We start from the raw sequence: 13896 nt of genomic DNA, 5'->3' as shown, positions 1-13896 counted from the left end.
GTGTGGCCGAGGGTATGTCGACGAACGCCGGGAGCGGATCGTCAGGCGGGTTGGCCCGCACGCGGGCGGACGGAGTCGGCGGCCGCGACCGCGGCACGGGCCAGCCGCTCGATCGCCGCGGTGTCGCGCGCGCGGACCCGGTCTCGCGGCACCATCCACGAGCCGCCGACCGCTGCGACGGCCGGCAGGGTGAGGTAGTCGGCCAGGTTGCCCGCCGCGATGCCGCCGGTCGGCACGAAGCGCACGCCCGCGAAGACCGTCGCGAGGGCGGCGAGGGCAGGCGCGCCGCCCGACGTCGAGGCGGGGAAGAACTTCACGAGGTCGAGCCCGAGCTCGAGCGTCGCCATGACCTCGGTGGCGGTCACCGCGCCGGGGATCGCGGGCACGCCGTGCTCGAGGCAGCGCTCGACCACCGCACGGCTCGTGCCCGGTGACACGACGAACCGGGCGCCGACCGCGACCGCGGCGTCGACCTGCGCGGGCGTCAGCACGGTGCCGGCGCCGACCAGGACGTCGCCCCGGTCGGCCAGCGCGGCGATCGCATCGCGTGCAGCCGCCGTGCGGAACGTGACCTCGGCGACCGGCAGGCCGCCGGCGACGAGTCCCGCGCCGAGCGCGGGGGCGTCGGACGCCTCGTCGAGCACGACGACGGGGACCAGGCGGTGGTGCTCGAGCGCGACGAGCGCGGCGTGCCGGGTGCTCACACCGCACCGCCCCGCGCGGCCACCGGCTGCAGGGCTCCCGACGTGACCGGAAGCCCGATGCCGTCGGCCCCGGCGCGCGGCGCGTACGCCTGACGGGGCAACCGGTAGGCCAGGTCGATGCCCGAGTCGATCGCCTCGTCGAGGTCGAGGCGATGCTCGGCGACGAGCCGCGCGAGGAAGCCCGCGTCGATCCGCCGCGCCAGGTCGTGCCGCGCCGGGATCGAGCAGAAGGCCCGCGTGTCGTCGACGAAGCCGGCCGTGTTGGCGAAGCCCGCGGTGTCCGTGACGGCCTCGCGGAAACGGCGCAGTCCGTCGGGCGAGTCGAGGAACCACCACGGTGCACCCAGGCGCAACGCCGGGTAGACGCCGGCCAGCGGCGCGAGCTCGCGGCTGTAGGTGTCCTCGTCGACCGTGAACGCGATCATCCGGAAGCCCGGGTGGTGGCCGAACGCCTCCAGGACCGGACGCAGCGCGCGGGCGAACTCGGTGGCGACCGGGATGTCGTAGCCGACGTCCGTGCCGAGCCTGGCGGCGGCCAGGCGGTCGTGGTCGCGCAGCACGCCCGGGTGCAGCTGCATGACGAGGCCGTCCTCGCTGGCCATGCGGGCCATCTGGAACAGCATGTGACCCTCGAACAGGGCCGCCTCGGCGGCGTCGACCGTGCCGCGCAGCGCGCGCGTCACGATCCGCTCGGCCTCGGCGTCGCCGATCGGCTGCAGGCGCACGTCGAGCGTCCCGTGGTCGCTCGCCCGGGCGCCGTTCGCCACGAAGAACGTGCGCCGGCGCTCGAGCGCCTCGACGAGGTCGCGGTAGCCGTGGATCGCCAGGCCGGCGCGCTCCTCGAGCACGGCGACCGAGGTGGTCCAGCCGGGGCGGTCGACGCGCAGCAGTGCGTCCGGGCGGAACGTCGGAACGACGCGCGCGCCGTACCCGCGCGCCGCGAGCTCGGCGTGGGCGGTCAGATCGGCGGTCGCCTCGTCAGTCGTCGCCAACGTCTCGATGCCGAAGCGTTCGAAGAGAGCGAGCGGTCGGTGGTCCGCGTCGGCGAGGCGCGTGGCGAGGTGCTTGTAGATCTCGTCGGCGGTCTGCGCGGACGGTCGGACATCGACGTCGAAGACGTCGGCGAGGACATGCTCGAGCCAGTACCTGGTCGGGGTGCCGCGGAACAGGTGCCAGTGCGCCGCGAACGTCCGCCAGATCGCGCGCGGGTCGCGCTCGGCGTCGGGTCCCGCGCCGAGCGCCGCGTGCGGGACGCCCTGCGAGACGAGCATCCGGACGAGGTAGTGGTCCGGGACGACGAGCAGGCTCGCTGGGTCCTCGAACGGCTCGTCGCGCGCGAGCAGACCTGCGTCCACGTGGCCGTGCATGGACACGATCGGCAGGTCGCGGGTCGCTGCGAGGATCTCGCGGGCGAGGGTGCGCGTGCCCGGGTCCGCCGGCAGGGCGCGGTCGGGGTGAAGCCTCAGGGCGGGGGTGTCACTGCTGTCCTTCCAGGTGCGCGGTCGGAGTCGTCGTCGACCGGTCCGCCGCACGCGAGTCGTCTGCGGCATTCAAACACCTGGGAGGCGGAGGTGGCAACCGCTTGCCTAGATTTGCCACGATGGACCGGGCCGTGCTGAGATCTCGAGCGTGAGAAGCCGACGTGAGGGCCCGGACGTGACGGCCGGAGCACCCCCGCGCCTGTCTGCCGCGACGGCGCGCAGGCTCGCCGGGCAGGTCGAGCCCGCACCGTTCGACCCCCGCGCTGACCACCGGGATCGTCCACCTCGGCATCGGCGCGTTCCACCGCGCCCACCAGTCCGTCTACACGCAGGACGCGATGGCCGCGACGGGGGACAGCGGGTGGGGGGTCCTCGGCGCGACCCAGCGCTCGCGCGGTGTCGTGGACCAGCTCGTGCCGCAGCAGGGCCTGTACGGGGTGCTCACCAAGGACGCCGCCGCGTCGTCGCTGCGCCTGGTCGGCGTGCACACCGGCGTCGCCTTCCCACGCGACGAGACTCCACGGGTCGTCGCGGCGATCGCAGCACCCTCGACGCACGTCGTCACGCTCACCGTCACCGAGAAGGGCTACCGCCTCGCTCCCGGGGGCGGTCCGGACCTGACGGATCCCGACCTCGCGGCCGATCTCGCGACGCTCGGGTCGGGTGACGACGCGCCCGCGCGCACGCCTCTCGGCCTGCTGCTGCTCGGGCTCGCCGCGCGGCACCGGGGCGACGCGGGCCCGCTCAGCGTCGTCAGCTGCGACAACCTCGCGAGCAACGGCCACGTCCTCGCCGCGCTCGTCGCACGCACCCTCGACGCGGGCGGCCGCAGCGATCTCGCGTCGTGGGTCGCCACCTCGGTCACGTTCCCGGCGACGATGGTCGATCGGATCGTGCCGGCGACCACGCCCGAGCACCGGGCCGAGGCCCTTGCCCTGCTCGGACTCCGCGACGAGGGCCTCGTCGTCGCCGAGCCGTTCGGGCAGTGGGTGCTCGAGGACGCGTTCGCCGGGCCACGACCTGCGTGGGAGCGCGCGGGGGCGACCTTCACCGGCGACGTCGAGCCGTTCGAGCGCGCCAAGCTGCGGATCCTCAACGCCGTGCACTCGACCCTCGCCTACCGCGGCGCGCTGCGTGGGCTGACGACGATCGCCGACGCCGTGGCAGATCCCGACCTTCTCGCGGCGTCGCGTGCGCTCGTCGACCAGGACGTGCTGCCGACGCTGGAGGCGGTTCCCGGGGTCGACCTCGCGCTGTACCGCGACTCGGTGCTCGCCCGGATGGCGAACCCGGCGACGGGACACACCACCGTGCAGGTCGCGTCCGACGGGTCGGTCAAGCTGCCGCAGCGCCTCCTCGGCACGGTCCGCGACCGGCTCGCGGTGGGGGCGGTGCCGCACGCCGCGAGCGCGACGATCGCCGCGTGGATCGCGTACGTGCGCTCCGTCACGGCAGGGTCGCTCGTCCTCGACGGTCGGGTGGTGACGCTCGACGACCCGCGGGCGGACGCGCTCGCCGCCGCGGCCGCGGGGCCGGCGGACGGGCTCGCGGACCGCTTCCTCGGGCTCTCGGACGTGTTCGGCGACCTCGGCGGCTCGCGCGAGCTGCGCGATGCGGTCGCCGCGGGCCTGCGTGATCTCGGCGTGCGCTGATCGGTGACCGTCGGCTCGCCCGCGGTCGACGACGCGGTGGGGGCGCGGGATCGATTCGCTAGGGTCGACCGATGGCCCTGATCCACCGCGCCACCATTCGTCCGACGAAGGCGGAGCTCCTCGACGAGTGGGTGCCCACCCAGCCCTGGGGAGAGCCGGGGCTCGAGATCGTCGGTGCGTTCCGCTTCGACGATCCGGACGGCGAGGTCGGTATCGAGACGCACGTCGTGGTCACGGCCGGCGGTCACCTGCTGCAGATCCCGCTGACCTATCGCGGTGCGCCGCTGGTCGGTGCGGACCCGTTCCTGATCTGCACCATGGAGCACTCGGTGCTCGGTCGACGCTGGATCTACGACGCGACCGGGGATCCCGTCTACGCCCAGGTGCTCGCCTCGGTGCTGTCGGGGCGCGCCGCGCAAGCGGACGAGTACGTCGAGGGCGCCGACGCCCCGCGCGAACCGAGCGTCCGGGTCACCAGCGGCGGCACCAGCGGGCGCGACCTCAGCCCGGACGAGACCGACGTGAGCGCGGCGTGGGACGCGTCGACGACTGTCGTCGAGTCGGGAGGACTTCGCATCGTCCTGTGCCGTCGTCTCGCCGTGCAGGGAGCTGCGGCCGCCCACGAGCTCACCCTCACCGGCACGTGGTCCGGCGCGGCGGAGCCGGTCCTGCTCGCCTACGTGGCCTGACTCGCTCGTTCGGCCGTGCCGCGGACCGCAGCGTGGGTCCACGCGAGGTCGGCGAGCTCGGCATCGGGGTCGACGCCGTCGCGCCGGCGGGTCAGCAGCACCGCCCCCGCCGCGAGCCAGAGGGCGCCCACGAGCACGGCCCCGACCCCTCCGACGAGGTCGGCGGCGGCGGCGACGGGGTTGGGCACGCCGACGCGGGCGAGCACCCAGCCGACGGCGGCAACCCCCGTCGCGACGGCCGCGACGACGCGGAGCGGCGGGTAGGCGCGCGTGCGGGCGAGCACGACGAGCGGTGGGAGCACCAGCGCGACGAGGACGAGTCTGCACGGCTCCTCGATCCCGACGTTGAAGCCGAGCAGGCTGAGCGCCAGCTGGCAGCCCGAGAGGTCGAGCTCGGTCAGCGTCGCCGAGAACGCCAGGCCGTGGACCAGGCCGAACAGTCCGGCGACCAGCGCCTCACGACCGGGGAAGAGGGGCCGCACGGCGTGCACCGCGGCGACCAGGATGCTGACGGCGATCAGTGTCTCGACGAGTTGCCGGGGGACAGGGAGACCGAGGGCGCCCGCGGCGAGGGTGACCGAGTGCCCTAGCGTGAACGCCAGGGTGATGCCGGCGATCCGATGGACGGCTCGCCCGGGTGGCGCGGCGCGGGCCCAGCGTCGGGAGGCGACCAGCAGGGGAGCGGGCAGCAGCAGGGTGAGCAGGAACAGCTGGTGGTCCTTCCCCTCGCGGATGTGGCTGACGCCGAGGCCGACCATGCCGACGAACCCCTGCCACGGGTTCGCGTCCCCGAGGTCGACGCGGAGCGGCGCGACGACGCCGGTGACGGTGTCGAGCCTGATCTGGCCGATCTCGTGCGCGGAGCCGAGAGAACCGCTCGACCAGTCCGACCGCACCGAGACGAGCACGACATGCGTGATGACCTTGTGCACGACCGCGTCGTACCCGAGGTCGAACACGCGCTCGTCGGCACGGACCGGTGGCACGAGGTGCGCGACGGCGGTGAGGGTCCGGTAGACACCGGTGCCCAGCTGCTCGGAGCTGTTCACCGCGAGCGAGTCCACGGTCACCGACCACGCGCCGCCGGTCGTCGACACCGGCCGGAAGTGGGCGAGCAGGTAGGCCTCGAGCGCGGCGGAGTGTGCCGCGACGTCTGCCGCGGTCTCGGTCCCGAGTGCGATGCCGCTCGCGGCCTCGAGGTCGGACAAGGGGATCCGCAGGCTCGCGTCGATCTGGTCCTCGTGGACGTCGAGCACGACGGTCGTCGTCGGCAGCACGTGAGCGCTGGCAGGACCTGCCAACGCGACGACGACGATTAACAGCAGCAGCCCGATCACCCCGAGCCTGCGGACCACCACTGAGCTCTGCGTCCCGCCGTAGTCGGTGGTCCGGTCGCGCCAGACCGAGTGGGGGTGGTTCCCGGAGAGCACGATGCCGTGCTGCATCGAGAACTCGATCCAGACCGACGGACCGTCGATCCGGATGTAGTCGTTCTGCACGGTCAGGTCCGTGGTGCCCGAGAACGCGACGTAGGTCTGGTCGAGCTCGCTCTCGTACCTCGCCATGATCGTGGCCGCGTCCGCCTCGTCGACGTCGTCCACGTAGGTCGCGATCGCGGCCATCACGAGCGACTTCTGGTCGTCGGACAGGGTCGAGACCGCCACACCCTCGTGCGTCGTCGGGAAGGCCCAGTCGTTGCCGGGGGTGAGCAGCAGGTCGCTGTAGACGGCGTCGAGCTTCGCCTGTGCCTGCTGGTCGGCCGTGAGCCCGTCGAGGAGGGCCGACAGCGCCGTCTGCTCCGACCCGAGCGGGTCGTTCGTCGTGCCGTTCTCCTCGAAGCTGCCGAACGGCTCGACCCCGCGGAACGACGGGGTCGCCCCGGCCAGGGCCCCGTCCGTGTACGTGTCGGCGAGCGCCAGGTGGTGGCCCCCGAACTGCAGCTCCCAGGTCCCGCTGTCCGACGGCGTGCCGAGGAACGCGATGAAGTAGTTGCCCCGCCCGTAGGCGTCGCCGCCACCGTTGTCCGCGAGGTAGTCGTCGGCGTTGAGCAGCTGCTGGATCTCGTCGTACCCCTCGCCCGTCCCGCTCCCCGTCACCGACTTGAGCAGCGTGCCGAGGGCGGCGAGCTGGGTGTCGTCGAGGTCGGAGAGCTGCAGGCCGATGCGGGCCTGGTCGCCGCGGAGCAGCCGTTGCGGCAGGTTCGACCAGCGCACGGCGTTGGCCAGCGAGTACTCCTCCACCAGGTCGGACCTCTCGTCGTCGCTGAGCGTCGCCTCGAACACGAGCGCGGCCTCCGCGGCGCTCCCGGCGGCTGGCGCCTCGGTCGAGGAACCCGACGTCGTCGACGACGAGGCCGCGGAGCTGTCGCCGGTCGAGCCGGACGTGTCCGAGGAACAGCTGGACAGGAGCGTGACGACGACGACGGTCGTGGCGAGGGCGACCGTGGTGCGCCTCGTGCGGGTGGATGTGTACATGGCAGCGACCGTAGGAACGGTGCCCAGGCACCGGCCGTGGCTCGACTGTGCGACCCCTGTGAAGGAGTAAATCTGTGCCGCCGGGAGGATGATCGCTGGTGCACGTTGCGGGTCCCTGTCGCCTCGGGGTCTGCTGGGGTCACCGGGTGGGGGCTTGGATGCGTCGCGGGCGAGTCGGATGGAGCCATCGGCGTGCCACCGCCGTTCTCGCAGCTGTCCTGCTGGTCGTGGGCGTCGCGGCCGTCGGACCCGTGGAGCCGGCGTCCGCGGCGGTCCCTCTGTCGCTCGACTCATTGGTGACGACGCACGGCGGGTCGGCCACGAGCGTCACGTCGCCGGCCTTCACGACCACCCAGGGGGGCGAGCTCCTGGTCGCCTTCCTCACGGCGGACGGTCCCAGCGTGGCCGGCACGCAGACTTTCAGCAGCGTCGCCGGAGGGGGTGTCATCTGGCGCCTGCGGCAGCGGTCGAACGCTCGGGCCGGTACCTCCGAGATCTGGACCGCCGTCGCTCCGACCGCGCTGACGGGCGCGACCGTCCAGGCGACTCATGCGGGCAGCTGGGTCGGCTCGATCACCGTCGCGTCCTTCGTCGGCGCGGACCTGACGACGGACGGTGCTGTCGGCACGGCAAACGCGGCGACGGGCGCCCCGGCCGGCTCCGTCACCACGACTCGAGCGGGCTCGTGGGTGTGGGGTGTCGGCAACGACTGGGACCGCGCGACCGCTCGCACCGTGGCCACCGGCCAGACCAAGGTCGACGAGTACCTGACCTCGGTCGGCGACACGTTCTGGGTGCAGCGCCAGACGGCGACGACCGCGAATGCCGGCACGGTCGTCCCCATCAGCGACACGGCTCCGACGAACGATCGCTGGAACCTCGCCCTGATCGAGATCACCAGCGCCTCTCCGGACGCGACGCCACCGACCGTTCCCGCCAACCTGGTCGCCCAGGCCGTCGGACCGAACCAGGTGAACCTGGCGTGGTCGGCGAGCACGGACAACACCGCGGTGCAGGGCTACCGCGTCTTGCGCGGCGGTACCTCGATCACGACCACGACGAGCACGTCGTTCACCGATACCGCGGTGAGCCCTGCGACCAGCTACACCTACACCGTGCAGGCGTACGACGCGGCCGGGAACTCGTCGGCCGGATCCACCGGCGCGACCGTCACCACGCCGGCGCTCGACACCGTGCCGCCGACCATCTCCGGCGTGACGGCGACGTCGATCACCCAGACCTCGGCGACCGTGACGTGGGCGACGGATGAGGCCTCGAGCTCCCAGGTCGACTACGGGCCGAGTGCCGGCTACGGCACGAGCACCACGCTCGACACCAACCGGGTCACTGCCCACTCGCAGGCCATCGGCGGCCTGTCTGCTGCGACGACCTACCACTACCGGGTTCGCTCGACCGACGCCGCCGGCAACCTCGCGCTCTCGACGGACCGGACCCTCACGACGCTCTCGCCGGTCGCGGACACGACGTCCCCGACGGCGTCGGTGACCAGCCCCACCAACGCGTCCTCGGTGGCGGGCACGATCGCGCTGGCGGCAACCGCCAACGACGACGTCGGCGTCGCGGGCGTGCAGTTCAAAGTGGACGGCACGCCACTCGGAACCGAGGACACGACTGCTCCGTACGGGGTCAGTTGGGACACCACCGCGGCCGCGGACGGGGCGCACACCGTGACCGCCGTGGCCCGGGACGCGGCCGGCAACTCGGGGACGTCGGCCGTGGTCACCGTCACGGTCGCCAACGCCACGAACAACCCGGCGGTCATCGGTCAGTGGGCGCCGAGCATCCCGTGGCCCGAGGTCTCCATCCACGCCGCGCTCACCCCGACCGGCAAGATCCTTACCTTCCAGGGCGACTTCACCCAGGCCGGCCAGCAGTACGTCTTCGACCCGGTCAGCGGTTCCATCAACCAGGTGCCCAACGCGGCCGCGGACCTGTTCTGCGCGGGCCAGGCCGTCACTGCGGACGGACGCATCCTCGTGATCGGCGGGACGGCGACGAGCGGCGGCCTCGGCATCCGCAACGTCACGGCCTTCGACTCGTCCACGGAGACGTGGCAGAACCTGGCGCCGATGCAGCTCGCGCGCTGGTACGCGACCGGCACGACCATGGGCGACGGACGCGTGCTCGTTACCTCGGGCTACGACAAGGCGGACGGGGACCTGGTCGTGACCCCTGAGGTCTACGACGTGCCGGGCAACAGCTGGTCCACCCTGCCTGCCGCCACCCAGCCACAGCCCGTCTACCCGTTCCAGTACCAGCTGCCGGATGGGCGGATCCTGTGGGGCGGCGCATCCGAGACCCCGTCGGTCACCAAGGTCCTGAACGTGGCGACGCAGACCTGGACGACGATCGACAGCCGCGTCATCGACGGATCGAGCATCGTCAACTACGCCCCCGACAAATTCATGAAGGCCGGCTCGGCGGCGGACAGCGGCAACTCAGGTCCTTCCAGCCGCACCGCGTTCACCCTCGACATGAGCCAGCCCAACCCGACCTGGCAACCAACGAGCAGCATGGCGTTCGCGCGCAGCTTCGTGAACCTCACCGCGTTGCCCGACGGCACGGTGCTGGCCACCGGCGGCGACACCGAGAAGTCCGGCCACGACGACGCCAACGGGGTGCTCCAGGCCGAACGGTGGAACCCCGCGACCGGGACCTGGACGACGCTGGCGGCGATGTCCGAGGCCCGGCTCTACCACTCGGTGGCAGTGCTGCTGCCCGACGGGCGGGTCTTCGTGTCCGGGGGCGGGGGCGATGCCGGAGTTCCTGACCACAAGTCGGCGCAGATCTACTCCCCGTCCTACCTCTTCAAGGGCCCCCGACCGACCATCACCTCCGCACCGGGCACCGTCCAGTACGGGCAGGCCACCTTCGTCGCGACGCCCGACGCCGCCGGCATCACGTCGGTGTCGCTCATCCGCACGGGCTCGGTCACCCACTCGTTCGACCAGAACTCGCGGGCCCTCTCGCTCCCGTTCACCCAGGCGGCCGGTGGCCTGAACGTGCAGATGCCGGTCGACGGGAACACCGCGCCTCCCGGCTACTACATGCTGTCGATCGTCAACGGCGCGGGCGTCCCGTCGGTGTCGGCCATGATCCGATTTCCTGCGCCGTACGAGGACACGTTCGCACCGTCCGCGCCGACGAACCTCTCTGGCACCGGCGCCGTCGGGAAGGCCACCCTCAGCTGGACGGCGAGCACCGACAACGTAGGCGTGACCGGCTACGACGTGTATCGGTCGACCACGTCCGGCTTCACGCCCAGCCCCGGCACCAAGGTCGGTGCGACCACCACGCCGTCGTACACCGACACCGGGGTCGTGGCCGGCACCTACTTCTACAAGGTCCGGGCGAACGACGGCGTCGGCAACGCCGGCGCGCCGTCGAACGAAGCCACGATCACCGTGCTCGCCGACACCACGGCGCCCAGCGCCCCGACCAACCTCCTCAGCACTGCGATGTCGAGCACCCAGGTCACCCTCGGGTGGACCGCGTCCTCGGACGACGTCGGCGTCACGCGCTACAACGTCCTGCGCAACGGCGCGCCGGTGGGCACCTCGCCGGGGACGGGCTACGTCGACACCACCGTGCAGCCGACGACGGCCTACAGCTACACCGTGACGGCCCAGGACGCGGCCGGTAACGTCAGCGCGCCCTCGAGCACCAGCACCGTCACGACCCCGAGCCAGACGACGGCGATCGGCATCGACAAGACCGTCAGCCTGCACCAGAGCTCGGCGGCGACCTCGATCGCCGTCGGCGGGCTGACGACCACGGGGTCGAACGAGCTCATCGTGGCCTTCGTCAGCTCGGACGGCCCGTCGCCGGGAGCCGTGAGCTCTCAGCGGTCACGGGCGGCGGCCTCACCTGGCGGCTGCGACAACGCGCCAACACGCAGGCCGGCACCTCCGAGATCTGGGTGGCGGCCGCGGGCGGACCGTTGTCGAACGCCACGATCACGGCTACCCGGTCGGGCGGGTCGCAGGTCGGCTCGATCACGGTGGTCGGCTTCACCAACGCGAGCGTCGCCGACGGCGCGGTCGCCGGTGCCGGCGCGAGCACGGGGTCGCCGACGGCCTCGCTCACCTCGACCGTGCCCGGATCGTGGGTCTGGGGCGTGGGCAACGACTGGGACCGGTCGGTCGCCCGCGTCGTCGGCCCGGGCCAGACCAAGGTCGACGAGTACCTGGCGAGCGTGGGGGACACCTTCTGGGTGCAGTCGCGATCGGTGCCGGGTGGGCCGGCCGGATCGTCGGTGACGTTGAACGACACGTCGCCCACGACCGACCGCTGGAACGTCGCTGCACTCGAGATCCTGCCCCGCTGACCCGAGGTGCGAGACCGGTTCCTCCGCGTAGGTGCCGGTCGTCCGACGTCGATCGTCGCGTCGGTGACCCGGGCCGGCTCGGCGTGTGCGGCCGATCGTCGGCGACGCCTCTGGACCGTCCCGTCCGGGCCTCCATCCGCGGGACGTTTTTCACCCGGTCTCTTCCTGGACATTTGTCCGACTATTGGGTGTTTTCGCAGGTGAGGCGCCAAGGACATCGCTTTCCAAGGCCGCTGTCGCCCGGCTAGCCTTCCCGCGGACCGGTCGCATCTCAAGATGCCCGGAGAGAAGGTGCGGCCCGTTTCGGGCGCTTGCATCGACGACGATGGCGGGGGCCGAGACGTCCGCGCGGAATGCGAGAAATACGACGTGAAGACTCGAACGAGCCGGATCACCGGCTTCGCCCTCGGCGGAGTGATGGTCGCCGCGGCGGCCCTCACGGCCGCGCCGGCGTGGGCCACTGACAGCGCGAGCCCCGAGGTCCCCTGCGACGCCGCTGGCTCGTGGTGGACCGAGGACATCGCGCCGACGCAGGCCGCGGATGGTCTGGAGTTCGCCGGCGCCCACGCCAAGGCGGTCGACTGGTACCACACGGTCTCCGGCAACCTGCAGGGCCTGCCGGACACGAGCATGACGATCATGCGCGCCAGCGGCTATCACACGAGCCTGGTCTTCGAGATCCACCGGACCGGTGCCGCGGACCTGTCGGACTACGCCACCATTGCGGCTGAGCCGTACCAGAACGGCTGGACCCCCGGACAGACCGGCGTCTTCACCGTCACGCAGGACACCCTGGTGTGGACCAGCAAGATCGGCTCCGGTCCCGGCTCGCAGGCCGAGCCGATCGCGCTCAGCGCGATGGCTGCCCTGTTCTCGTCGAACACCCTGATCTCGGAGGGCATCCACCTCCAGACCAACTCCGCCGCGGACCAGCTCACCACCGTGGGCGCCGTGACCGGCTGCGTGAACGACAACTTCGTCGCGCCGGTCGCGAACGTGCCGTCGGGCTCGTGGTTCACCGAGGACACGGCTCCGGTCCAGGCCGCCGACGGTCTGCTGTTCGCCGGCGCGTCCGCGAAGCCGATCGACTGGTACCACCCGGTCTCGGGCAACCTGCAGGGCGTGCCGACCACCACCATGACCATCTCCCGCGCCAGCGGCTACCACACGAGCCTCGTGTGGGAGATCAACCGCACGGGTACCTCGGGCTACGCGACCATCGTCGCCGAGCCGTACCTGAACGGGTGGACGCCGGGCCAGACCGGTGTCTTCACGGTCACGCAGGACACCAAGGTGTGGACCCGCAAGATCGATAACCCGGCTCCCGGCTCGCAGGCCGACCCGATCACGCTCCGTGACATGGCGGCCCTGTACCCGACCAACACGATCCAGACCGAGGGCATCCACCTCGGCAGCAACTCGGTCGCCGGCCAGCTCACCAGCGTCGCCGCACTGAGCGGCGCCATCAACGCGAACTTCGTCCCGGTGCCGGTCATCGACCCGATCAAGGCGTACGTGACGAGGGTCTACCACGACCTGTTCGGTCGTAACCCTGACCCGCAGGGCCTCGCGGCCTGGTCCGCAGCGCTTGCCGGCGGCACGCCGTACGGAAAGGTCGCCGACGGGATCACGTACTCCGCCGAGTACCGCTCGGGCATGATCCGCGACACCTACAGCAAGTACCTGACCCGTCTCCCGGACAGCAAGGGTGCGGCTGACTGGCTGCTCGCCATGCAGAGCGGCGTGCACATCGAGGACATGCAGGGTGGCTTCATCGCGTCGTCGGAGTTCTACGCGAAGGCCGGCGGCACGGACGCGACGTGGATCACGCTCCTGTACCAGACGGTGCTGGGCCGCAACCCCGCGCCCAGTGAGATCGCCACCTGGCGCGCTCGGCTAGACAAGGGCGCCAGCCGCCAGGCGGTCGCGCACGGCTTCCTGTACTCGTCCGAGCACCTGACGACCGTCGTCAACGCGTACTACCTGAAGCTGCTGGGTCGTGGCATCGACCCGACCGGCCGCGCCGGCTGGGTCAGCGCGATCCAGGGCGGTTCGCGTGACGAGCAGATCATCGCGGGCATCGTCGCGAGCCTGGAGTACCGCTCGCACGTCTGAGCACCGAGGCAGGGCAGGGCGGCGTCGATGACGTCGGTCTGAACGAACGAGAGCCCGGCCGGGTCGGCCGGGCTCTCGTTCGGTTCTCGGGGCCCGTACGGCTCATGTCCGAGACGGTCCCGGCGTCCCGATGCTGCCGTGGCGAAGGACGTGCCATACGGTCGGCAGCATCCGCCGGGCCGGGATGCCCTTCATGATCCGGGCGATCTGCCGGCCGACCACCAGGACGCCGGCGAGGCCGACGATCGTCTGGACCACGATCAGCCAGATGAGCACGTCGTGGGCATCGAGCGCGAAGGCCTCGGCGATCACCGGCGCGGCCAACCAGACAGGGATCCACCAGAGGAAGACCAGGAAGATCCCGACGCGCAGCCTGGTCGGCGAGAGGGTGGCCGGCTCGGGGGCTGCTTCGGGCGACACAGGCATCCCCAGG

At 71.9% G+C, this 13896-nt stretch carries 8 protein-coding genes; 4 read left to right on the top strand and 4 right to left on the bottom strand.

Features of this window, described 5'->3' with window-relative positions; genetic code table 11:
• Positions 1-41 precede the first annotated feature (41 nt).
• Positions 42-704: a bifunctional 4-hydroxy-2-oxoglutarate aldolase/2-dehydro-3-deoxy-phosphogluconate aldolase gene (locus tag AC38ZX_RS14235; protein WP_491294939.1), complete on the bottom strand. Its 663-nt coding sequence runs from the start codon at positions 702-704 to the stop codon at positions 42-44.
• Complete coding sequence (uxaC, locus tag AC38ZX_RS14230; RefSeq protein ID WP_491294938.1) at positions 701-2254, bottom strand: glucuronate isomerase; 1554 nt, start codon at positions 2252-2254, stop codon at positions 701-703. The genes AC38ZX_RS14235 and uxaC overlap by 4 nt, the downstream gene beginning before the upstream one ends.
• Positions 2255-2388: 134 nt before the next feature.
• On the opposite strand from uxaC, the gene AC38ZX_RS14225 reads away from it, so the two are divergent.
• Together AC38ZX_RS14225 and AC38ZX_RS14220 are read left to right on the top strand one after the other, a co-directional pair.
• Positions 2389-3837 carry a mannitol dehydrogenase family protein gene (locus AC38ZX_RS14225; protein ID WP_491297433.1) on the top strand — a complete coding sequence of 483 codons (1449 nt, stop codon included), beginning with the start codon at positions 2389-2391 and terminating at the stop codon, positions 3835-3837.
• 71 nt (positions 3838-3908) lie between these two features.
• A complete protein-coding gene (locus AC38ZX_RS14220; RefSeq protein WP_491294937.1) occupies positions 3909-4526 on the top strand; it encodes a CG0192-related protein in 618 nt (205 codons plus the stop codon).
• Here AC38ZX_RS14220 and AC38ZX_RS14215 read toward each other — a convergent pair.
• On the bottom strand, positions 4514-7000 hold the full coding sequence (locus AC38ZX_RS14215) for a DUF3500 domain-containing protein (protein WP_491294936.1): 2487 nt from the start codon (positions 6998-7000) through the stop codon (positions 4514-4516). The genes AC38ZX_RS14220 and AC38ZX_RS14215 overlap by 13 nt on opposite strands.
• A 296-nt stretch (positions 7001-7296) precedes the next feature.
• Here AC38ZX_RS14215 and AC38ZX_RS14210 point away from each other — a divergent pair, with 296 nt between their 5' ends.
• Together AC38ZX_RS14210 and AC38ZX_RS14205 are read left to right on the top strand one after the other, a co-directional pair.
• Entirely contained in the window at positions 7297-11280 is a 3984-nt protein-coding gene (locus AC38ZX_RS14210; RefSeq protein WP_491294935.1) for a galactose oxidase-like domain-containing protein, read from the top strand.
• A 344-nt stretch (positions 11281-11624) separates the two neighbouring features.
• Positions 11625-13463, top strand: coding sequence for a DUF4214 domain-containing protein (locus tag AC38ZX_RS14205; protein WP_491294934.1), 1839 nt, complete (start codon positions 11625-11627; stop codon positions 13461-13463).
• A 102-nt stretch (positions 13464-13565) separates the two neighbouring features.
• Here AC38ZX_RS14205 and AC38ZX_RS14200 read toward each other — a convergent pair whose 3' ends face one another.
• Positions 13566-13883 carry a hypothetical protein gene (locus AC38ZX_RS14200; protein WP_426592548.1) on the bottom strand — a complete coding sequence of 106 codons (318 nt, stop codon included), beginning with the start codon at positions 13881-13883 and terminating at the stop codon, positions 13566-13568.
• Between the last annotated feature and the right edge of the window lie 13 nt (positions 13884-13896).

The sequence above is a fragment of the Cellulomonas sp. McL0606 genome, assembly GCF_058248365.1.
The sequence above is the reverse complement of the archived record's forward strand: the minus strand, read 5'-3'. Positions and strand labels throughout refer to the sequence as shown.

Bases quoted from the DNA above. Each gene is read 5' to 3' on its own strand.
- uxaC (WP_491294938.1), bottom strand. From the start codon at position 2,254: ATGCCGCAGACGACTCGCGTGCGGCGGACCGGTCGACGACGACTCCGA.
- AC38ZX_RS14220 (WP_491294937.1), top strand. From the start codon at position 3,909: ATGGCCCTGATCCACCGCGCCACCATTCGTCCGACGAAGGCGGAGCTC.
- AC38ZX_RS14215 (WP_491294936.1), bottom strand. From the start codon at position 7,000: ATGTACACATCCACCCGCACGAGGCGCACCACGGTCGCCCTCGCCACG.
- AC38ZX_RS14205 (WP_491294934.1), top strand. From the start codon at position 11,625: ATGCCCGGAGAGAAGGTGCGGCCCGTTTCGGGCGCTTGCATCGACGAC.